This window comes from Enterococcus sp. C63 (assembly GCF_040887215.1).
Lineage (GTDB): Bacteria > Bacillota > Bacilli > Lactobacillales > Enterococcaceae > Enterococcus_B > Enterococcus_B hirae.
The window spans coordinates 44831-67959 of the sequence record NZ_JBFOFI010000008.1; the positions used below are offsets into that span (position 1 = coordinate 44831).

A 23129-nucleotide genomic window follows, 5' to 3' on the forward strand; every position below is an offset into this window, starting at 1 on the left:
ATTTGATGGTTTTAAGTTTAGCCCACTCTACTCAATTTTTCAACCAAGCAGACTATATTTGTAACTAGACCATTTTTATCTTGGGGGTTAAAAAATCACTTAGTCAATCAACAATAGTGAGAGAAAAATAGGGTTGTATGAAAAAGGAGAACGAATTTCTCTCATCTGACAGATAACAGCTGGATATCTGATTTGTTGTTGCTTGTTGCTGTAGTGTTTCTATCGAAAATAAGCCAAAGAATTCCCAAAATAGGTGAAACTATTTTCGGATTCTCCGGCTTATTTCTCAGAGCTGGACACTTCTGTCACAATCTCTTCCAGCTATTATTGATCGGCAAATAAATAAATTTTCAATCTCTAATCTTTGAAATAATTTCCTGGTACAACTGTAATGTTTTTGGTCTTCGTGTCGACATCTTTCACGTATAGTAATGAAGTATAATCGTCAATTGCACGATGACCATTAAATTTGGATTCTGCAAAAACGGTGATTCCTACAAGTTCAGATTCAAACTCTTCGATCAAGCTCTTCATTCCATTGACTGTGCCGCCGCCTTTCATAAAATCATCAACGACTAGGACACGAGAACCACGTTTAAGACTTCTTTTTGACAATTCCATCTTTTCGATTCGTTCAGAAGAACCAGAAACATAATTCACACTAACTGTCGATCCTTCTGTGATCTTTGAATCACGGCGTACGATAACAAACGGTGCATTTAAATAATAGGACACAGCTTGCGCGATCGGCACGCCTTTCGTAGCAACTGTCATCACTGCATCGATTTTTTCACCTAAATACTTAGAAGCAATGATTTTTCCAACTTGGCGCAATAATTCGGGCTCACCTAGTAAATCGGATAGATAAACATAACCTCCAGGCAACAAACGATCTTGTTCAGACAATCGTTCAGCTAACGACTCAATGTATTTTTTGGCTTCTTCGTAAGAAATCTCTGGTATAAATAAAACCCCACCAGCGGCACCTGGAATTGTTTCTAGGGTACCATACCCTCGTTCCTTAAATGTTTTTTTGATAATTGCCAAGTCTTCACTGATCGAAGATTTAGCAGATTCATAACGTTCGGCAAAACTTGTCAATGAAATTAATTCGTGAGGATGATCTAATAAATACTGAGTCATATCAACAAGACGTTCACTGCGACGTACTTTCACATATTTCAGCTCCTTTTAAGAAATTATATCGTTTTACATTATATAAGTTTTCATTTAAAAATTCGAGCATTTTGTAAGAAAATAAGTTAAATAGTTCGGTATTTATCTAAATATAAGAAAAAGCAATGAAAATTTTTCGTTTTCATCGCTTTTCTTTTTGATTTTTTATTTATTTTTTCGCTTAATGGAAACAAGCACCCGCTTGAACAAATTGACCACAAGAAACAACACGATAAAGACTAGTGTGATCGTCGCACCCGGTGGCGTATCTAGATAAAAGGAACTTGTTAGTCCCGATAACATGCCGATAAAGCCAACACCGATACTAATGGCAATCACCACATTGAAACTTTTGCCTAAGCGCATACCGATCGCTGCAGGCAGGACCATAATTGCTGAAATCAATAATGCCCCGGCAATTGGGATCATGACAGCAATCGCAACACCCGTGATCACGTTGAACAGCATTGACATACGGTGAACAGGCAGACCATCAACATGGGCGGTATCTTCATCAAAAGTCAGCACGTACATTGGTCGCTTGAACAAAAAGAATAAGAAACCAATAATAACAAATAATACACCCAAAAAGATAACTTGATCCCAAGTAATCGTCACAATCGAGCCAAAGAGGTACGATTGGATACTTGTGGCTGAGTTTCCACCACTAAGATTCATCAAAACTAATGCCAGCGCCAGTCCGCCAGCCATTAAGATCGCAATTGAAATTTCTGAGTAAGTACGATAAATCGTACGTAAATATTCTAAAATCACCGCAGCTAATATTACTACGAACATCGTAGTCAACGTTGGATTGATATTCAAAAAGAAACCCAATGCCACCCCTGCCAGTGAAACGTGTGACAGTGTATCTGCCATCAATGATTGTCTTCGGATCACTAAAAAGACACCTAACATTGGAGCAATCCCCGCAATAAAAATGGCTGCTAAAAAAGCTCGTCTCATGAATTCATATGAAAGCAACGCCATGGAGAATCCTCCTTTCTTACCAAACGAATTTGTCGATCTGCATATTGCTTGATATCCTCATGATCATGAGTAATCATCAAAATTGCCTTGCCATGTTCATGGGCACTATGACGCAATAGTCGATAAAATTCATTACGAGATTCTTCATCCATTCCCGTTGTCGGTTCATCCAATATAAATAAATCTGGGTCAGTCGCAAAAATACGTGCTAAGCTAATCCGTTGTTTCTGTCCACCGGATAATTCTCCGATCCGTCGATGACGCATCTCCCACATTCCAACAGATTCTAAAGCTCGTTTAACATGCTGATGATCTTTTTCAGAAAGTCGTTTGAACCAACGTCCTCTCGGATAGCGACCCGAACGAACCAATTCTAAGACTATACTTGGAAAGCCAGCATTAAAAGATGCCACTTGTTGGGGAATGTAACCAATACTTAATTTTTGTCCTTCTTGATTTTTGGGGGCGATTTTCACTGTTCCCTTAGAAGGTTTTAACAAGCCTAAGGAAGCTTTGATCAATGTTGATTTTGCTGCACCGTTTTCTCCTGTTAGAATAACGAACTCTCCTGCATCAACGTGATAAGACACATCTTCTAATACAGGTTCTTCATCATAATAAAAAGTCAAATCGGATATTTCGATATAATGCACGCGAAATGCCTCCGTTCTTAATTAATACTTTCTTTTAACGCTTTTAAGTTCTCTTCCATTACCGAAATATAATTTTCGCCGGCTTTGATTTGTTCACTTGTCAAACTCTCTAATGGATTCAATACTTCTAATTTAACACCCGTTTCTTTCGACAATGTTTCCGCCACTTTGGATGACGCATTTTCTTCAAAATAAATCACTTTAATTTTATTTTTGTTCACAAAATCTTTTAGTTCAGCTAAGCGGCTTGGTGTGGGTTCTTGATCAGGCGTTACCCCTGCAATCGCTTGTTGGTGTAAATCATACTGATTCGCTAAATACGCAAATGCGGCATGTTGCGTCACAAACGTGCGGTTTTTGGCATCTTTGAGTGCATCCGTATATTTTTGGTTCAGGTTTTCTAATTTTTTGATATAAGCATCCGCATTTTTATCAAAAGTTGCCTTTTTATCAGGATACTTTTTCCCAAGCTCTGAAGCAATTGTTTTGACCTCTTTGATTGCTAACACAGGATCTAACCAAATATGTGGATCATACTCATGCGAATGACTTTCAGAAGAAGCTTCTTCATGTTCATGATCATGGTCATGGTCATGGTCTTCTTCTGCTGATTTCAGACGATCAATTCCTTTAGCTGCTTCAATCATCAATGTTTTATTCGTATCGACAGAATCTTTCAATGAGTCAACAAAAAATTCCATATCTGGACTATTATAAACAAACACATCCGCATCAGCGATTTCTGCTTGTTGTTTTGCACTAGGTTCAAAATCATGTGGTTCAGTCCCAGACGGGATCAACAACTTGACGTTTCCTTCATTTCCAACTACTTCTTTCGTAAATTCATACATCGGATAAAAGGTCGTAACAATCGTTAACTCATTTTTCTTTGAATCCTTTTGGTTCGTACCACCACAAGCCGCTAATAAAAACATCCCTACAGCTAGTGTTAAACCAATCATATATTTTTTCATAAGACTCTCCTTTCGAACAAATCGTAAAATTACGATTTATCAACGGAACTTAATGTATCAGAATAAAAAAATAGAGTCAATAGAAATCCTTCAATTTCTGATTTATACGAATAAATTCAATGTAAACCGTAAAATGAATGATAGTTTGTTCATGTTACTGAGAGCCAAACAAGCTTTCTAGTCCATTTTTTCCAACTTCTAAATAGAATAAATAACGTTTAGAGTAGCTAAACTGCAACCAACTCAAAAAAATCTCAAAACAGCTTCTTCTGTTTTGAGATTTTTTATTCTCCATCTCTTAGCAACAACTAGTTCTGGCCTATTTTACAACGTGCGTACTAAATATACTTCATCACAGAAACCTTTCAGCCCGTTATAGACTCTTTGTGCTCTTGAATAATGTTGACATAAGGCAAAGACTGTCGGTCCGCTTCCGCTCATCAAAGCGGCATCTGCCCCATACTTTAACATGCGTTCTTTGATTTGATGGATAATTGGATGACGTTTGCCGGTAACATCTTCTAAACTATTTCCCATGTATTGAATCATCGTATGGTAATCTTGTTGCTGGATTGCCTCCACTAGTCTAGGAATGTTCTGATGCTGGATTTTTTGCGCATCTACTTCTTTGAAGACGGTCCTAGTCGAAACACTCATTTTAGGTTTCACCAAGATTACCCAACACTGAGGCATTGAAGGGAGAACTTGGACCACTTCTCCTTTGCCGCCAACAAATGCAGTATTACCATAAACACAATAAGGCACATCCGTACCAACTTCCAAACCAATCTCAGCTAATTCTTCCAGAGAACAACCGAGATTCCATAGTTGATTGATCCCTCTCAGTCCAGCTGCACAATCTGTGCTGCCCCCACCCAGTCCAGCTGCAACTGGAATATTTTTTTTCACAAATATTTTTACGCCTTTTTTGATATGATACTTATTCTTAAGCAATGTTGCTGCTTGATAAACGTTATTTCGTTGATCTACTGGCAAAAATGCCTTATTCGTTTCTACGATGATTCAATCCTCAGGTATCTCTTCAAAGAATAAGTGATCTGCTAAATCTACACTCGACATTACCATCTCCAGCTCGTGATACTCATCGGGACGCTTGTACAAGACATCTAATCCCAAATTGATCTTAGCTGGTGCTTTTTCTATCAGTTCCATCCTCTCACCCATTCAAAAAGTCTAAGTCGCAAGTATTCTATCACAGAGAAAAATAAAAGTATAGCTCATACGAGTGACGTGTTTACGATCTTAGCGGTTTTCTCAGACCTTTTCTGTCTACAGATAAAACAAACCATCCTTCGACCACATTCATTTTCTCTAGCTACCGTCAATCGCTTTTTCACGTTTTAAACTATGGGTAGCTAAAACACGTCACCAGTTATTCCTCTATTTACGCAATTTACAATTCCGTTAATACTTCTTCTGCAAAACTGATACTTTTTTCTTTTCCCTTCCCAATTAGTATAAACAACTGTAATGTGGCAAATGTAAAACTGCTTCCCTTCATGTAAGCAAAATAGCGACCTTCCCAACGAGTGACATAGCGCAGTTTTTCTTCATAGGTCGATTGAAATGAGTAAAAGAAACTACCATAATTATAAACAATATGCATGATGCGCTCTTGAAAGAATGCAAAGTCTGTTTCTCCCACATTTGCTAACGGAGCTAAACCAAGATTTGTCTCAAGATAGCCCTTTTCTTGGTAGACAACAAATAGATTGACTAATAAATAATCGGATAGTTCAGCAGGTTCATCTGGCAATACACGTAATAGATCATAGCCTGCTTGGCTTTCAGATATTGGTTGCTCTGTAATAAATCCGACCACTTTTTGTTCTTTGCGTACCACTCCAACACCGCTGGCTAACAGATAAGATTCGTCAAAACGCCCAACAGAAAAATGCTTTTCTCTCGCACCATGTAACCACTGATCCGAAACCTCACTCACCGCAGCTAATAATTCCTCAGGTAATTGTTCGTACCAAGTGAAATGATAGCCTTCATTAGTTAGACGCTGGTACTCTAGCTGTTGATTGACCCAAGGCATTTCTTCTGTAGTCAAATCTGCCATTCCCACCTCGCCGACTTTTGTAAAATGAAAACCTAATTCATGCAACATTACCACATATTTTTCTGAGATCTTGTAAAAAGCAATTTGATACCCTAAGCAATCAGCTTTTTGCATAAATTCTGTAATAGCAGGACGAATCATTTTAGGGTTGCCAATCGGGTCTCCCAAAACAAAGCATTTATTTCCTTTGATCTGGTAACCAAAGACGACTTGATCCTCTCCATTTTGTTGATAGTAATAATATTTATATCCTGGTAAACGAAGATAATGACTAGCAGATGTCCCCTGATAGACGGTCAACATCTGTTTGAATCTTTCGATTTGTAAATCTGACCCTAACTCATTCGTTTCAGAAGCAAGGTACTGATACAATGCTACTAATGCCAACAGCGAGATCCCTAGACCAATCAAGCCTGAAAACCAAACTTCATCGGATGGGAACAGGAGAAAGCGATCAGCTGTCAATCGATTTACCCAAAAACGTCCACTATGATACCCTGCAATTGCATAGACGATAAATAGAAACCCAAACAAACATAGATCAAAAAGAATGGCACCCCATGAATAAACAAATTTCTTACGGTAAAATTCTTTCCGAGCTAGCCAGACAGCCAGAAGAATCAAGATATACACTAAAATCAATTGCCAAGATAATGTTCGAGTAACTGTGTTAATGATTCCAAAAGCTAATAAAGCAATAGTTGGTAAAAAAGCCTTCTTCACTTTCATTGCTAACGCTCTTCCCAACCCAAGCAATAAGAATCCAATCAATAGATTCAACGTTTGGTCTAAAAAATTAAACGAGAAAGGTAATAAAATCTGAAACAATCGACTGATCGCAGAAAGATTCGTAATCGTAGATAGTAACACCATCATGATCCCTGCAAAATAAACGGCTGTGACCAAAATAAAATGCGCGATTTTTTGAAAGAGCAGTCGTGGTATATTGTCTAAAAAACGATTCACTTTTACTCCAGTATGTGACAGAAATAAAAATAAGCCAACCGCAAAAGGAACCACATAATAAAACAAACGGTAATAAAGTAACCAAACCACTGCAATATCTTGTCGAACAGCTAACTGACTCATACCTAAGATCATCAACACATCAAATGTCCCGACACCCCCAGGAACCATTGTCAACATACCGATTAACGTAGCGATAATAAACATTGGATAAATCGAAAATAAGGAAATATCTACATCCATCAAATAACCAATCGCTAAAAAAACGACCAATGCTCCAGTCCATTGCCCCACAGAAGCTAACAGTAACCCGACTAGACCCTTAGGATAGAATTCCGCAAATAATGTTCTTCTTTTTAAATAAGCAAAGAAAAAAATAGCCGGTGCTATCACACTACCGCCAAGTAACCAAATCCAATAACTTCTAAAAATACTAGTAGTCTGTAGAAAAAAAACATCAATGAACGTTAGAAATGACCATAATGATAAACCAGTCAACATAAATAATGCAACTTTAGAAACGGTAGCAAGTACCATTTTCCGATTTGTTTCTTTTCCATAAAAATTTGCTCTAAGACTAGCTCCAACAATTCCTCCAAAGCCCGCTAAGTTATTAATTGTATTCGTAATAAAAGCAGCTAAGAAAAAATCGTGACGCTTCATTTTAGGTTTCCCTTGTTTTTCCAACACGCGAATCGTCACCCAGTCATACAACAACATTGGCAAAACACCGATCAACCCCACTAAAACCATTAAACACAGCGTAACATAACTTTGTTGTCGCATAGTTTGCCAAATATCTTGCCAACTCATTCCATTTGCAATATTTACGACTTGATTGGCAACGAAAACTATAATAGATCCAAAAAAAATCATTTTTAAAATCAAGCTATGATTTTTCAACCACTGAAATGCCGTATGACTTTTATTTTTCACACTTTACCATCCTTACTTGAAAACTTTCAATTTATAAATCAATGTTAGCTTATTTACCTTATTTTTACCACTTATGCACTAGTTTCACCTGTTTATGTATCTATCCACACGCTTTATTCTTTGCTTGCCCTTCATTGAAAAGAAAGCTATGCTAAAACAAAAGGAGAGGATAACATGAAAATTGGATTCATTGGAACAGGTAATATGGCGCAAGCAATCATTAACGGCTTGATTGAACACGAAACAGTAGCTAAAGAAGATATTTTTGTCTCAAGTGGTCATTTCGAAAATGCACAACGTTTTGCAGAAGCAACTGGTGTAACCGCCTGTCAAACAAATCAAGAAGTCGCAAAACAAGTAGATGTCATTTTACTGGCAGTCAAACCTAAAATCATTGACCAAGTACTGAAGGATTTAAGAAAATATAGTCAGAAATGTCTCTTTATTTCAATTGCTTCAGGAAAATCATTACATGATCTGGAAAAAGCCCTAAATGACCCCGAAGCGAAAATCATTCGTGTCATGCCAAACGTAAACGTTAGTGTGGGTGCAGGTGTCTCTGCTATCTGTAAAAATCACCATGTCACATATGAGGAATTCAAAGAAGCAACGCAAATCTTTGAAGCGATCGGCAGTGTCTATCCACTAGCAGAAGGTGATTTCAGTACGTTTATTGGGTTAGCCGGTAGTTCACCAGCATTTATTTATATGTTGATCGATGCCATGGGTCGTGCGGGTGTCTTTAATGGCTTACCTAAAAAAATGGCAACCGAGATCGCTGCCAAAGCTATTATGGGATCTTGTCAAAAATTCCTAGCAAGTGATGAAAACCCTTGGGAGCTAGTTGACCAGGTTTCTTCCCCTGGCGGAACAACGGTTGCGGGTGTTGTGGCTTTAGAAGAAGCTGGCTTCATTCCTGCTATTATCAAAGGGATCAATACAACGATCGAAAAAGATCGAGAAATGCTGGATAAGAAATAAAACGAATGAGTCTGAAGGAATCTTTTTACTAAAAAAAGTAGGACATTAATCAGATTTTTTCTGATTAATGTCCCAGATTCAGACTCTTCATTCTGAATTATTATTTTTCAATATTCACAATAAAACCTCTGAAACCTTTCATCCGTATATATTTTAGCAACAGCTAGATAAAGAGCCACAACCAAAACTACCACAACCAAGGCTACCCATTGTTCCGCAGATGGTATCTAGCGAAGCATTCAAACTATGTTCGTTGTTTAATACTGCTAATTCTTCAGAAACATTGCCTGCTTTCATTAATAGTCCTACTGCCATTTTCTTCACCTCCTTTCAAGTTGATCAATCATTTTTTATTGTCATCAACTGTTTGTTACACTTATCAATCTATTATTCAATCAGATTCTATCTCTTCATTCGTATTTTCGGTTGAAGGATTTATCTATAAATCGAATAAAAGTATGTTTGGTATGTTAGGGTTCTCCAACGCTAACAATCCCAAAATCACCCCGGAAAGACCGGTCATCAAACCAACATCTAGAAACTCGTCTTCTAAACAACTTTCATTAATTGTTCGTTTGTCTAAGTATGCATTCCAATCATCGAGTAAGAACGCATATGACTTTATATTATGATGAATGAAGAAATGACGGTAAAGCCACATATTTCCTAAAAAGCCATGACATAAGCAACTATCTACACGTTCTTTGTTTAATTCTTCTTTTAATCGAGCAAAATATAATAGCTCCTCTGGGCTTTCTCCTTCCATAAGATATCGATGAGTAAGCATTCCTACAAGACCATTACAATAAAAAGTATTTTGCTCAATCCATTTTTCTCCTCTTGTATCAAACCACACACCGTTTTTACGATGTTGGTTTTCAAATAAGGTAACTGCGCCAATCGTTTCTTTTATTTTGGTTACCGAAAATAACTCTTCATAAATCGCTAAAGCATAAAGAATACCTGATGTTCCGTGAGAAAAACCTAAAATAAGTTTCTTTTCTACAGAGGATTCCCAATAACTTCCTTTTCCCTCTGATTCTATTAAATTATTTAATAAATTCTCCACACAAAGTCCAATTAATTTTTTTAATTCTTTATTAGGGCTCTTTTTATAAATATTACAAAAAAGTAGTAATAACCCCGCCGTACCACTCATAATATCCAGAATTTTGTCTTTTTTTATTTTTTGTCCCAGATATTGAAGGATATCTTGCTCAATTGCGATCAGTTTTGATGTTCGCAAGGATGGAGCAATCAAATTAAATAAATAGATATAACCACCTAATCCAGAAAAAACCCCTATATCATAATTTTTTTGATTAGATAAATCAAAATGATCAAGTAAATCATTCAATATTAATAGAAATCTGTTTTTGTAATCAAAATCATTTTTTGTTTTCCATAAATAATAGTAAGTGATTGCTACACCAATTTTCCCATTATACAAACTGTTATTCATTGGCTGCAGTTTTAAACGAATTTTAAAATCTTTGTCTTTTGTTAAATCTTCATAACCAGTATGAAGCCACGTCACCTGCTTATTGTGTACTATCCTTTTACTATGGATGTAAGACTCTAAAGTCTTGATCTCATCATTTTTTTCTCCAATTATAAAAAGATCTTCTAACGTAATATTTTTATCTCCAAAGCTTTTTTGCAAAATATTTAATTGGTAGTTTAAATCTTTCTCACTAAGAGAATGGATCTTTTTTTTCCATAGTGTTAAGAAATCTATACGACTGTTATTCGTAAATGTCATTTTTTTTGAAATGTTAAGTGTATTTGAGTTAAGTTTTGAAAAAACATAAGGGATATCCCCCTCTAGTATGTCCTCAATTTCATAGGTAAGAAATGGTGTAGAACCAAATCTTGCCATTTGAGAATAGACAAATAACAAGCGATCAAACGGTGCTGTCAAGAACCTAGGATGATAACTTAAAGTCGCTATTTTACTGTAAGTTGCTGTTGGTTTTATTAAATGTCGGATAGTAATATCATTTTTATAGCGCTCAACAATATCAATCAGCTCTGATTTTTTATCCAAAAATAGGTGAAATGTTTCTGTAAATCCTTGATAGATCTGTTGCTTATAGTCTAAAAAACGATAATTTTGTCCATGATACATCGGAACATTAGAATATGAATATTTAAATTCATCAGAATTTTCAGTGAATTTAATTTCTAAATCATCTTCTGAAACAATCAATTGTGGTACTGAAAAACGTTGGAATAAGTTTTCATGGCTTCCTAAAGCCGAAATATCATCTTTAAAAAATTCGTTGTACATAGGTACAATTCCAGAATTAAGAACAGAATTAGTCAAAATTTCATGTATCTTATCATTTACAGATAATGCTTCCATACGATCTAAATTGTTAAACAAGCATTCTAAATCAATGAGCATGGGTGAACCACCACTTGCAATTAGATTTTCAAGATGAATATCCGAAGCATTTAAATAGAAAAGAATTGCAATAATTGCCCCCATTTTATAATAGAAATCTTGAACTTCTTCTTCTGATTGACAAGGATCACTTACAATAAATTCTGACCAAGAATACGTTTTACGATTCAATAATTTTATTTGTGCTAGTTGTTTGTTAAAATTATTTTTATTAAATAAAGCAACGCATTTTCCAAATAATAAATCATTGTAATTACTTCGTGGTTTATAAATAATTTTATTCTTTTTACCTGTTATCACGAGTGGAAATTTTCCTGACAGATGCGGATCACCCGAAGAAAATTCAACTCCTATTTCTTGATCAAGTTGAATGCTAAACAATTCGTTAATTTCCTTTGAATCATACTCTACATGTTGGATAACTTCAGAAATGTAACAGATTGTTTCTTTGATTTTTTTATCTATTAAATTGAATAAAACAGGAAATCTTTGAAACAAACCTGTGACGTATTTCTCATTAGATAAATAATTTCTAATATAACTTTTCACAGAGAGTTTTTGTAACTGTGACTTTAATAGATTAAAGTCATAAACAATCGTTCGCAAAAGAATCTCATGAATATCTTTGCAAAGGTTTTCATTAATGTTATTGCTAACATTTTTGTATTTTATTAGATTTGGGTACTTCATAAAATATTGCTCAGTTAGCTTTATTGTTACTTGTTGCGAGAATTTTTCAATTGAATCAACTTGTCTCCATTCTTTTAGTTCATTCAACATCTCTTCGTTCTGATCTTTTAGCAGTTTTTTTGAATGAACATACTGTTCCTTAAATTCATTAATATTCTGAAAATGAAAAAATTGTAAAAATTCCTCTTGCATATCTGAAGTCATAAATTCTGCTAAATTGTATTCCAACAACTCATAATTATCCATCTGCTTACCCCACCTCATCTATATTTAGATCATATAGAATCAATTACTTGTGTTTTCAAGAACAAAAACTATATCTTTCTACCCAATAAATCCTAGTAAAAAATTGTACATAAAATTGATTTCAAACTCATAGATCAATATATTACGAGTTTATACAACTTTTATCTCTCGTTAACAAAATGTACACTAATGCAACAAATTTTATTTCCTAACTATTCTTCATCCTAGTTTGATTTTCTAGTAGTCATTAAGAATAATTTTGATTTACTTTAATGATAGAATAATCGTCTCTAGTTAGATTATGCCTACTTCTTATTAAGAAGCTAATTTAGAACTCAAAGTTAACACACCATGTTTATAGCTGCTCAACCTCTTATCAAAATAATGTTAAAACGATCAAGCTTGAATAAATAGTGGTTTAAAACAAAAAAGACGCTACGATTATCCTAACTAATCGTAACGTTCTTTTATTTTTTACTTAGCGTAGTCTGTCGCACGCGTTTCACGAATAACGATGACTTTGATATGCCCTGGATAATCTAATTCTTCTTCAATTCGTTTACGGATATCTCGTACTAAACGAACTGCATCTAAATCAGAGATCTCTTCTGGTTTTACCATAACCCGAACTTCTCGTCCAGCTTGAACAGCAAAACTAGATTCTACTCCGGCAAAGCTATTTGAAATGTTTTCTAAGCTTCTTAAGCGACGGATATAATTTTCCAAGGATTCACTTCTAGCTCCTGGTCGTGCAGCGGATAAGGCATCTGCAGCAGCTACCAAGACAGAAATAACTGACGTTGCTTCAACATCTCCATGATGAGATGCAATCGCATTGATCACTACAGGATTTTCTTTGTATTTAGCAGCTAACTCTGCGCCGATCTCTACGTGAGAACCTTCGATTTCATGATCTAATGCTTTCCCGATATCATGAAGCAAACCAGCTCGTTTAGCTAATTGGATATCTTCGCCTAACTCAGCGGCTAGTATACCTGACAATTTAGCAACCTCTACTGAATGTTTCAAAACATTTTGTCCATAGCTAGTTCTAAAATGAAGACGACCCATGATTTTGATCAAATCTGGATGAAGGGTATGCGCACCAACTTCAAACGCCGCTTCTTCCCCATACTCACGGATTCGTTCATCCATTTCTTTACGCGATTTTTCGACCATTTCTTCGATTCGTGCAGGATGGATCCGTCCATCTTGGATCAGTTTTTCTAAAGTCATCCGAGCGATTTCTCTACGAATTGGATCAAAACCTGAAAGGACCACTGCTTCTGGTGTATCATCAATGATCAAGTCAATTCCAGTCAATGTTTCTAGTGTACGGATATTTCGTCCTTCTCGACCAATGATGCGTCCTTTCATTTCATCATTTGGTAAAGTTACTACGGATACAGTTGTTTCAGATACTTGGTCTGCCGCACAGCGCTGAATCGCTAACGATAAAAGATTTTTGGCTTTACGATCTGCTTCTTCTTTTGCACGTTGTTCCGATTCTTTGACCATTAACGTCAATTCATGATTCAATTCTTCTTCAGTTGATTTCATGATGACATCTTTTGCATCTTCTTTAGATAAACCAGCAATTTTTTCTAATTCTCTTTGTTGTTCTTCAATCAACTTTTCAACGTCTTTTTCTCGCTCTTCAATCAATTGCTGTTTTGAACTAAGTGCTTCTTCTTTGCTTTCAAGTGAGGTCTCACGTTTTTCCAATGAGTCATCCTTACGATTCAACGTTTGTTCACGCTGAATTAAACGATTTTCTTGAGATTTTAATTCTAACTTGCTTTCTCTCAACTCACTCTCCACTTCAGAACGATATTTCTGGTTTTCCTCCTTAGCTTCTAACAATGCTTCTTTTTTTAGAGTTTCTGCTTCTTTCTTTGCACTATCAATAATTCCAGCTGCTGATGATTGAGCACCTGCAATTTCTTTTTCATGACGTGACTTTGCAACCATAAACCCTAAACCAAGACCGACAATTAAACCGATGATAGCGAGGAGAATATTGAATACCATAAAATCCACCTCCATACTATCTTTTTCATTTTTATCATCTATATAACTTTTATGATAAAGTACTCTAAACTTGTTAATATGCTTTATGCATAGGTGTACAAAAACATGCACAAGTTTATTCTAATGTTTGTACCCCGTAGTGTCAACTTTAAATACATAAGAAACGGCTTTCTCGATTTTCATTTAAAGATCATTTTATGAATAGAAGATAATATTAAATAATAACCAAAACATATTAAGAACAAATAATTTTGCATTAATGAAAATTAAGAACAAAAAATGACTTTTAAGTAACATGTTATCCTTTCATTTAAGTAGATTAGTCCCTTTCTGTCGATGTAGTCAGTCACTACTTAAACATCCCCCATTTTCCATTATGTTTTAGGAGAAAGTATAGTCAAATGACTACTTAAAAGACAAAAAATAAGCCGAAATTTTAAAAAATTTCGGCTTATTAGATTCAATCGACAACATATCAAAGGAAAACACTTTCTCTGAACGATGCGAGTTCTCTAGATGCTCAAACATCCTTTGAATAGTTATTCGATTATTTCTATTCTTACTTCGTCTTATTCCTCTAAAGGAAGTTCTGCTTGCGTTTCTTCGGGTATTTCTACATCTTCACCGATCCCATAAGCCGCCCGGACTAAAGCAGAAACTTCTGCCATCATTTCGGGATGAGTGGACATGTAATTTTTTGCATTCTCACGACCTTGTCCAATACGATCTTCTTTGTAAGAATACCAAGCACCACTTTTATCAACGATATCTTTTTCAACCGCCATATCAAGCAATTCTCCTTCTTGAGAAATTCCTTGCCCATACATCACATCGACTTCAGCAATTTTGAATGGTGGCGCTACTTTATTTTTAACTACTTTGATCTTCGTACGGTTACCAACAATGTCTGTTCCTTGTTTCAATTGTTCCGCACGGCGCACTTCTAAACGAATCGTTGCATAGAATTTTAATGCACGTCCACCAGGTGTGATTTCAGGATTACCGAACATCACTCCAACTTTTTCACGAATTTGGTTAATGAAAATAGCGATCGTTTTTGTTTTATTGATCGACCCAGATAGTTTACGCAATGCTTGTGACATTAATCGAGCTTGTAACCCTACGTGAGAGTCACCCATTTCTCCATCGATTTCAGCACGTGGAACTAAAGCTGCAACCGAATCGACTACTACGATATCTACTGCACCACTTGATACAAGCGCATCAGCGATTTCTAGCCCTTGTTCCCCAGTATCTGGTTGTGAAAGAAGTAATTCGTCAATGTTTACCCCTAATTTTTGAGCATATTGTGGGTCTAAGGCATGCTCAGCATCGATAAAAGCGGCTGTTCCGCCATTTTTTTGTACTTCAGCGATTGCATGCAAGGCAACGGTTGTCTTACCTGAACTTTCAGGACCATATACTTCAATGATACGTCCTCGTGGGTAACCACCAACACCTAAAGCAACATCTAATGCAAGAGAACCACTTGGGATAGTCGAAACTTGTTGGTCGATTTTTTCGCCAAGTTTCATGATCGAGCCTTTCCCATAGTTCTTTTCAATTTTTTTCAACGCAGCATCTAAGGCTGCTTTACGATCATCTGCCAATACGATAATCCTCCTTATATTCACAAATCAGTGCGACATTTCATTGTACTAATCATATCGTTTTTAATGACAAAAAGCAAGAAAAAACCGAACAAATATTCGCATTTATTTTTTTCTTAATAGTTGTCTTCTAATGAGATCAAATCCTTGCATTACTGCGCTATTCCTTATATGAGAACGGTCTCTGGTAAATTGGTATTTCTGCGAAATGACCTCCCCTTCACTTGTTGCAACCGCGATCCAAACTGTTCCAGCTGGCTGTCCTTCTAAGGTATCTGGTCCAGCCACTCCAGTAAACGAAATCGCATAATCTGTTTTTGCTAAATTACGTGCTTGGATAGCCATTTGTTCTGCACATTCTTGGCTGACGGTTCCATGCTGCTTCAATAGTGCATCATCGATGTGTAAAAATTCTGATTTAGTTTCTAAAGAATAGGTAATGAAGCCTCCTGGGAAGACTTGAGAAACACCAGAGATCTCTCCCAAAGCTGATTGAAAGGCTCCAGCAGTCAAACTTTCTGCTGCAGTAATTGTTTGGTTTCTTTTCTTTAATAATTCTACGACCACTTTAGGCAATGAATTATCATCACCATATCCATAGAAGTACTCACCTACTCTCGCCAATACTTTTTCTTCCAAAGCAAGTAAGGCTTGGTTTCCTGCATGTTTGTCTTTGGTCTTCACAGTTAATCGTAAAGTGACTTCGTTAGGTTTTGCGTAAGGGGCAATCGTTGGGTTGATCTGTGTTTCAATCAAGTCTTTTAATTCTGTGACTAGTTGGGATTCCCCGATACCGTAAAAACGTAAAACTTTTGAGATCAGCATTTCTTCAGATGGAAAGTTTTGCTCCAATAATGGGCGAGCTTGTTCAATGAACATTGGCTTTAATTCGCTCGGTGGTCCAGGTAACAAGAGATAGACATGGTCCGCTGTTTGATAGAACGTACCTAATGCTAAGCCTGTGCGATTAGGTAAAGCAATCCCCCCATCGATGATTTGTGATTGTTGTAAATTATTTTCAGTCATTTTACGCTTGGTCGTTTCAAAAAATGCTAATAATTTTTTATAGCCTTCGGTGTTTTGGATCAATTCTTCCCCTAGATGTTTCGCAGTAACTTCTTTCGTCAGGTCGTCTTCTGTCGGTCCCAACCCTCCACATAAAATGATCAAGTCACTTCTGGTTTCTGCTAATTGGAGTAATGATTCTAAGCGGTCGGGATTATCACCAACCACCGTTTGATAATACACATCAATCCCGAGGTCTGCTAACTGTTCGGATAAAAACGTGGCATTCGTGTTGACTACTTGTCCTAGTAAAAGTTCTGTCCCTACTGCTATGATTTCTGATTTCATTTTTTCGCTTCCTTCATTACAACAGACGAATTCTCGTTGGCCTGTTTTGGTCTCTTCTCAATCTCTTTTTATCTACTAATAGTATACGCCATTTGCTAAACGTTTCATTTATCATTTGCTCATTTTCTGATAAAGAGTTTCATCATTTTCATCTTCATCATAAGATAGCTAGGCATCTAGCTAGTTTAGAAAAATGGCGATCAAATAAATGATTGAAACGTGAATCAGCATAAATAAATTCGTCTTACCCCAAAATATAAAATGTTATTTTGGGGTAAGACGAATTATCGAAATGGTACATCTTTGTAAGGAATCTTACATCGAACCTTTGAACACACCACTATTTTTCATAAAATAATCAACACCTGAATAAATCGTGAAGATCAAACAAGCATACAACATGATTTGATCCATCGGTAAATTGATCAGATTAAATGGAATATTATTGATGAATAATAAAATAATAGCCACCATTTGCGTAGCCGTTTTTACTTTTCCTGGCCACGCTGCTGCCATGACTTCCCCATCTTCGACTAACAATAGTCGCAGACCGGTAACAGCTAGTTCTCGACAAACGATAATCGCAACTACCCATCCTGGTGCCTTACCTTGCCCCACCAACATGATAAAAGCGGTCATCACTAACATTTTATCTGCTAATGGATCAGCAAACTTTCCAAAATTGGTGACTAATCCTCTGGCACGAGCAATTTTTCCATCGAGCCAATCGGTAATACTTGCTAAAGCAAAAATAATCGCTCCTACTAATTGTGTTACAGCAAGTGATGTTGTTCCTACGGTTACTTGTCCCCAATCTAAGGGTAATCCGACAACTAAAATAAAAATCGGGATCATACAAATTCTAAGTACAGTTAATTTATTTGGTAAATTCACACTATCGACTCCTTTCTTCCCTATTCTACGTGACTCGTTCTAAACTTTCCACCGATAATGATCAGTTTTTATCAGCAGTCGTGAAAAAAGATAAGCACCTAAGATGAATCTGCCTTCCCAGGTACTTATCTTGTTTTCTTTTTTCACATCATTCTACTTATAAGCGATTTACTCTGCATACTGTAGTGTCAATGTGACATTTTTAGGATTTTGATTATTCGCTCCTGGATTAACAGGGATTTCTTCCCCGTTTATCTTAACCGTTGCATTACTTGCAGCTCCTAATCGAATCGTTGCATTGGTTGCCGTTTCCGGTAATTGCGTGCTTTGTGTTTCATTTGCTGCTAATGTCCCTTGATAAACATAGGCATTATCCACTAATACACCGATCCAAATTCGGTTAGTCGCTGCAAATTCAAGTGTAACAGGTTTTTTCGCATCCGTGACATTCACTGCGATCGTACTACCTGTGTCTTCACCAGCCGTAATCGCCATCTTTTTCTCTTCTTGTGTTGTTGAAGTGGTTGTCGTACTTGTTGAAGAAGAGGATTCACGCTCTTTCTTAGTGCTAGATGTCGTTTGTGTAATTGCACCGTCAACCGAAACTGAAGTTGCCGTTGTATCAATAATCGGGTCAGATTTTCGATCCTGCCAAGTCATATAACCCACAACAGTAATAATTGCTAAAGCGACTAAACCAAGTAAAATAACCGGTAGACTTGTCCAAAACTTACTTGGATTGGCTTCTTCCTGATGCATCGCTTTTCTCGAACCACTCACTGTTTCTGGTTCAGGACGTGCGACAACTTCTCCAGCTGATAATTTGCTTTTCCCATCAAATACATCAACTAAATGATCGCCATCTTCACCGACAGCTTCTGCATATTGACGAATAAATGCCCGAACATAAAATTTTCCAGGTAGTTGATCAAAATCATCATTATCGATTGCTTCTAGATAACGTTTTTGAATTTTCGTAATCTGCTGTAATTCATCTAAAGATATTTTCTTATTTAGGCGAGCTTGCCTTAATGTTTCTCCGATGGTTTCAAAAGCCACTCGTTCATCTTCTCCAGTCTTTTTATTCTAACCAGCAATTGTATAAACGCTAGTCGTCTAATTGTTCCTTTTCGTTAAGAATGTAACACGCCATACACCAACGCCCATTTTTTATTCTTTATCTTCTTAAGAATACCATAAACGAAGTTATCTTAGGGTAACATTGAATGCACTCTATAACGAAATTTAAGAGTTTAACTACTTTCCCATTCGTCATCTCTACTTCTATATCAGACATTTGGCTGCATATAAAACTCACTGAACGCTTCTTCTTTGATAAAAGAACGACCTACTTTTAATACATCTGCTAATTGAATGGATTCAATAATTTCTGGTAAATCAAATAATGTTTGATCCCCAAATAGGCTTTGCGTGAATTGGTTTGCAATGTATTCCAGTGAATTTAATGTTTGGAAATATTGTCCTAACATCTTTTTCTTCAACAATGTTAGATTTTCTTCAGACAGTTCTTGATCCTCTTCAAAATGCAGAAGAATTTCTTTCACTTTTTCAGCTGCTTTTTCTGGCTGATCCGTGTCTCCGCTAAAGTCAGCAAAATGAAATTCTCGATCTAAACTAAATTCAAAACCGAAGCTGTCATCAATTAAACCATCATTGTACATTTTCAAATAATTTTGAGAAGTATTCCCTAATAACAATTGGAATAAAAGATTGAGAGCGGTCTTGTATCTCAATAATTCCTTCCCTTCTGCTGGTAAAACATCTAGCCCTTTGATCCCCAAGACAAACTTATCTCTAGTGATTGCTGAGCGCATTGAGCTTTTCGCAATAATATCACCATTATTGTCAGGGAAATAACGTTTGATTTTTTGAGCTGGTGGAAAATCCTTAGCATTTTGATTGGTTCGAATCAATTCCATCAACTTTTCCGGCTCTAATTTTCCTACTACGAACAAGACCATATTACTTGGCTGATAAAATGTCCGATAGCAGGTGTATAAATCATCAGCAGTGATTGCTTCAATACTTTCAACTGTGCCAGCTATATCGATATGCAAAGGATGTTCAGGGTATAAATTATTCAAAATGCCAAAAAACATCCGCCAATTTGGATCATCTTCATACATTTGTATTTCTTGTCCAATGATCCCTTTTTCTTTATTAACAGTTTCTTCCGTAAAATAAGGTGCTTGGACAAAATCAAGTAAAGTCGTCAAATTTTTTTCAACTTGATCTGTCGTTGAAAATAAATAACTTGTTTTGGTAAAACTGGTAAACGCGTTAGCTGAGGCCCCTTGTTGTCCAAATAATTGAAAGACATCGCCATCCTCTTTTTCAAACAATTTATGTTCCAAGAAATGGGCAATACCATCTGGAACTTTTATCTTTTTATCTGAACCATATGGAATAAATTCATTATCGATCGAACCATAATTTGTACTAAATAAACCATATGTCTTATGGTAATCATTTTTAGGTAATAAATAAACAGTCAAACCATTTGGTAATACTTCATGGTACAGTGTTTCGTTGATTTGATCATATTCTGTTTTATTCATTTGTTGTACCTCCGTCTAAAAAGAAAATTGCCTGCAACTCGATTTGTCGAGCTATTTTTTGGATGTCTTCGACCGTTACTTTTTCCATCCGTTTTAACCATTCGTCATCTGTTAATTTCGTTTCTGGCAACCAATTCTCTAAATAGGCAGTCTCGACAGCTACTTGCGGGGCATCTAATGATAATAGATATTGGTTTCGTAACATGGCCTTAGTTTGTGTCAATTCAAGTTCTGTGACTTCCCCATTTCGTAGACTTTCTAATTGTTCATGGATCAGATGCAATACTTGGTTACGTTTACGTCCATCAATTCCTGTTTGTACACTTAGGAACCCACGAAAAGTATCAATGCTGCTGGAAGCATAGTAAGCTAGGCTCTCTTTTTCACGAACATTCATAAATAATTTAGAGTGTGGGAAACCGCCAAATAATCCATTGAAGACCATCAATGAAAAACGATCCGGTTGGTCATAATAGACATTGGTTTGATAAGCCAAATTTAATTTCGCCTGAGTCACTGGTTCTTCGATCTGTCGTTCTTTGATGATATTTTCTTGCGGTTGGCTATAAAAAATTTCCGGGTGTAATCTTTCTCGCTCTGGAAATGCCCATTCACTAAAAGCTGCTTGGACTTCTGCAGGAGAGACATCTCCCACTACGAAGATATCGATCTGATCTTCTGTGATCATCTGATGATAATAGTCAGCTAACACTTCAGCTGTGAGTTCATCTAGATCTTCGATTGTTCCAAAACTTGGTATTTTCTGCGCCTCCGACTGATCAAAATACAACTCTTGAAGCGCCAGTGAAGCCATCGTTTGCTTGTCTTCATTTAAGCTCTCTAAATAAAGTTTCAAATTGTTTTTTTCTAAAGCAAAAGTGGCTGGATCAAATTTTTGCCCCGTAATGTTTGGATAAAAGAGAACTTCTTTCAAAAAAGCAACAGCTTGGTTTAAAATGCTGGTATCGTTGATATACTTGCCATTGACAAAGTTGATGCTAGCATCCAACCAGTGAAGATTGCCTTTTTTTCTCACGGACGTTCCAAAACTAGCACCATAAAGATCCGCCAATTTTGCACTTAACTGAGTCTGGTCAGGATAATTTAAACTGTTCGTTTCTAACAAGCTACTTAAAAGGGAACGTTTCGTGATGACTTCTTTTTTTAAACGCGTAGTAAAGCGAACAAAGATACGAACCGTTTTATATTGTTTTGTTTGCAAGACGTGGAGGTTTACACCCTCTGCCAGTTGATATGTCATAGTACATGCTCCTTTATTAGCAGTTCGTTCTCCGACATGGTTGATTTTATCTTGGTGGATAAAAGAATATGTGGCTACTATTTTTTACTGCTTTAATTCTCTCTTGCATCACTTAAGAGTCACCTTCTAGTATAGCATATAAGTACTTGAACGACAGACCTTAGCCATAAATGCATGTCGTTTTTATATTTTTTTATTCTTCGTTATACTAAGGATAAGTGAGAGGAGGAGAAAAATGATTAAAGAATTTAAAGAGTTTATTATGCGTGGCGACGTATTAGATTTAGCCGTTGGGGTTGTTATCGGGAGTGCATTTACTAGCATTGTCAATCAGATCGTTCAAGGTTTGATCACACCTCTTGTAGGCTGGGTTGTAGCGATGATTACTGGCACGTCTGATTTGGAAGGCGCCCTTTCTATCTTGGACTGGTCACCTACTAAAGGAGTTACGTTTGCTTTCGGCAATGTTATTAGTGCAATCATAACATTTATTATTACAGGGTTTGTCTTATTCTTAGTGGTGAAAGCAGCCAACCACGCTAAAAGATTACGTCCTGAAAAAGAAACAGAAGAAGCCCCTGCCAAACCAACTGCTGAAGATTATTTGAGCGACATTCGTGATCTACTTGCACAACAAACAGCAGAAAACAACGGACGACCAACTACACAAGCAACCGCTGATCAGACAACTGAAAAATAAAGAAAACTAAATGATACAAAAAAGAACAGCTATCAGTTTTCACTGTAACTGTTCTTTTTTGTATTGCGCTACTTAATCTTCATGATCACTTTAGCTCGATTTTTTCATATCGATATGGGGAATGTCATCTTCTAAATAAACATCTGAAATGGCCTCGAATCCAAATGACTCATAAAAAGATTGAAGATAGACTTGCGCCCCAATGACGATCGGTCGTTGCGGGTAATTGGCTTCAATCACTTCCATCGTACGTTGCACGATCTTACGTCCCAACCCTTCTTTACGATGCTCACTATTGACCAACACTCGACCAAAATGAATGGTTCCATCTTCTTCAAAAATACGTGTATAAGCAGAAATTTTCCCTGCTTCATCTTTGAAATACGTATGCCAAGCTTGGCTATCAATTTCATCCACTTCTTGGTAGGGACAATTTTGTTCTACGACAAAAACAGCAATGCGTTCTTTGACAATCTCATAAAATTCTTGAGTGGTCAAATCCGCAAATTTTTTTACATAATGTTCCATTTGAAAGTGCCTCCAATTCTCTTTTTTTCAGCATACCTATTTCCAAACAAAAAAGCAAACGAACCTTA

General features: G+C 36.4%; 17 protein-coding genes and 1 pseudogene. 2 read left to right on the forward strand and 16 right to left on the reverse strand.

The window, feature by feature from the left end:
• Positions 1-357: 357 nt before the first annotated feature.
• The 6 genes and pseudogenes from purR to mprF form a co-directional block, all read right to left on the reverse strand.
• Positions 358-1176 carry a pur operon repressor gene (gene purR, locus AB3H90_RS11775; RefSeq protein WP_010720611.1) on the reverse strand — a complete coding sequence of 273 codons (819 nt, stop codon included), beginning with the start codon at positions 1174-1176 and terminating at the stop codon, positions 358-360.
• A 165-nt stretch (positions 1177-1341) separates the two neighbouring features.
• Positions 1342-2166: a metal ABC transporter permease gene (locus tag AB3H90_RS11780; RefSeq protein ID WP_010720612.1), complete on the reverse strand. Its 825-nt coding sequence runs from the start codon at positions 2164-2166 to the stop codon at positions 1342-1344.
• Positions 2139-2819 (reverse strand): metal ABC transporter ATP-binding protein, encoded by a 681-nt coding sequence (locus AB3H90_RS11785; RefSeq protein ID WP_368016768.1) that lies wholly within the window; start codon positions 2817-2819, stop codon positions 2139-2141. Before AB3H90_RS11785 ends, AB3H90_RS11780 begins: the two co-directional genes overlap by 28 nt.
• 17 nt (positions 2820-2836) lie before the next feature.
• On the reverse strand, positions 2837-3793 hold the full coding sequence (locus AB3H90_RS11790; protein ID WP_170081774.1) for a metal ABC transporter substrate-binding protein: 957 nt from the start codon (positions 3791-3793) through the stop codon (positions 2837-2839).
• A gap of 324 nt (positions 3794-4117) precedes the next feature.
• Positions 4118-4966: pseudogene (gene ispE, locus AB3H90_RS11795) on the reverse strand (4-(cytidine 5'-diphospho)-2-C-methyl-D-erythritol kinase).
• A 241-nt stretch (positions 4967-5207) separates the two neighbouring features.
• Positions 5208-7781, reverse strand: coding sequence for a bifunctional lysylphosphatidylglycerol flippase/synthetase MprF (mprF, locus tag AB3H90_RS11800; protein ID WP_010720616.1), 2574 nt, complete (start codon positions 7779-7781; stop codon positions 5208-5210).
• Positions 7782-7955: 174 nt separating this feature from the next.
• Here mprF and proC point away from each other — a divergent pair, with 174 nt between their 5' ends.
• On the forward strand, positions 7956-8762 hold the full coding sequence (gene proC, locus AB3H90_RS11805) for a pyrroline-5-carboxylate reductase (RefSeq protein WP_010720617.1): 807 nt from the start codon (positions 7956-7958) through the stop codon (positions 8760-8762).
• A gap of 153 nt (positions 8763-8915) precedes the next feature.
• Here proC and AB3H90_RS11810 read toward each other — a convergent pair whose 3' ends face one another.
• The 9 genes from AB3H90_RS11810 to AB3H90_RS11850 form a co-directional block, all read right to left on the reverse strand.
• Entirely contained in the window at positions 8916-9077 is a 162-nt protein-coding gene (locus AB3H90_RS11810) for a hypothetical protein (RefSeq protein ID WP_010720618.1), read from the reverse strand.
• 124 nt (positions 9078-9201) lie between these two features.
• Positions 9202-12105: a type 2 lanthipeptide synthetase LanM gene (lanM, locus tag AB3H90_RS11815; protein ID WP_368016769.1), complete on the reverse strand. Its 2904-nt coding sequence runs from the start codon at positions 12103-12105 to the stop codon at positions 9202-9204.
• Between the two features lie 474 nt (positions 12106-12579).
• Positions 12580-14136: a ribonuclease Y gene (rny, locus tag AB3H90_RS11820; RefSeq protein WP_010720620.1), complete on the reverse strand. Its 1557-nt coding sequence runs from the start codon at positions 14134-14136 to the stop codon at positions 12580-12582.
• Positions 14137-14705: 569 nt separating this feature from the next.
• Entirely contained in the window at positions 14706-15746 is a 1041-nt protein-coding gene (recA, locus tag AB3H90_RS11825; protein ID WP_010720621.1) for a recombinase RecA, read from the reverse strand.
• Positions 15747-15851: 105 nt separating this feature from the next.
• The gene (locus tag AB3H90_RS11830; protein WP_368016770.1) at positions 15852-17099 is read right to left on the reverse strand and encodes a competence/damage-inducible protein A; all 1248 of its coding nucleotides are present in this window, start codon (positions 17097-17099) and stop codon (positions 15852-15854) included.
• A gap of 315 nt (positions 17100-17414) precedes the next feature.
• On the reverse strand, positions 17415-17993 hold the full coding sequence (pgsA, locus tag AB3H90_RS11835) for a CDP-diacylglycerol--glycerol-3-phosphate 3-phosphatidyltransferase (protein WP_010720623.1): 579 nt from the start codon (positions 17991-17993) through the stop codon (positions 17415-17417).
• A gap of 168 nt (positions 17994-18161) precedes the next feature.
• Positions 18162-19052: a RodZ domain-containing protein gene (locus AB3H90_RS11840; RefSeq protein ID WP_010720624.1), complete on the reverse strand. Its 891-nt coding sequence runs from the start codon at positions 19050-19052 to the stop codon at positions 18162-18164.
• A 230-nt stretch (positions 19053-19282) separates the two neighbouring features.
• Entirely contained in the window at positions 19283-20572 is a 1290-nt protein-coding gene (locus tag AB3H90_RS11845) for a pitrilysin family protein (RefSeq protein ID WP_010720625.1), read from the reverse strand.
• Positions 20565-21833 carry a M16 family metallopeptidase gene (locus AB3H90_RS11850; protein ID WP_368016771.1) on the reverse strand — a complete coding sequence of 423 codons (1269 nt, stop codon included), beginning with the start codon at positions 21831-21833 and terminating at the stop codon, positions 20565-20567. Before AB3H90_RS11850 ends, AB3H90_RS11845 begins: the two co-directional genes overlap by 8 nt.
• A 235-nt stretch (positions 21834-22068) precedes the next feature.
• Here AB3H90_RS11850 and mscL point away from each other — a divergent pair, with 235 nt between their 5' ends.
• Positions 22069-22533: a large conductance mechanosensitive channel protein MscL gene (gene mscL / locus AB3H90_RS11855; RefSeq protein WP_368016772.1), complete on the forward strand. Its 465-nt coding sequence runs from the start codon at positions 22069-22071 to the stop codon at positions 22531-22533.
• Between the two features lie 90 nt (positions 22534-22623).
• Here mscL and AB3H90_RS11860 read toward each other — a convergent pair whose 3' ends face one another.
• Positions 22624-23061, reverse strand: coding sequence for a GNAT family N-acetyltransferase (locus tag AB3H90_RS11860; RefSeq protein WP_010720628.1), 438 nt, complete (start codon positions 23059-23061; stop codon positions 22624-22626).
• Positions 23062-23129: the final 68 nt, after the last annotated feature.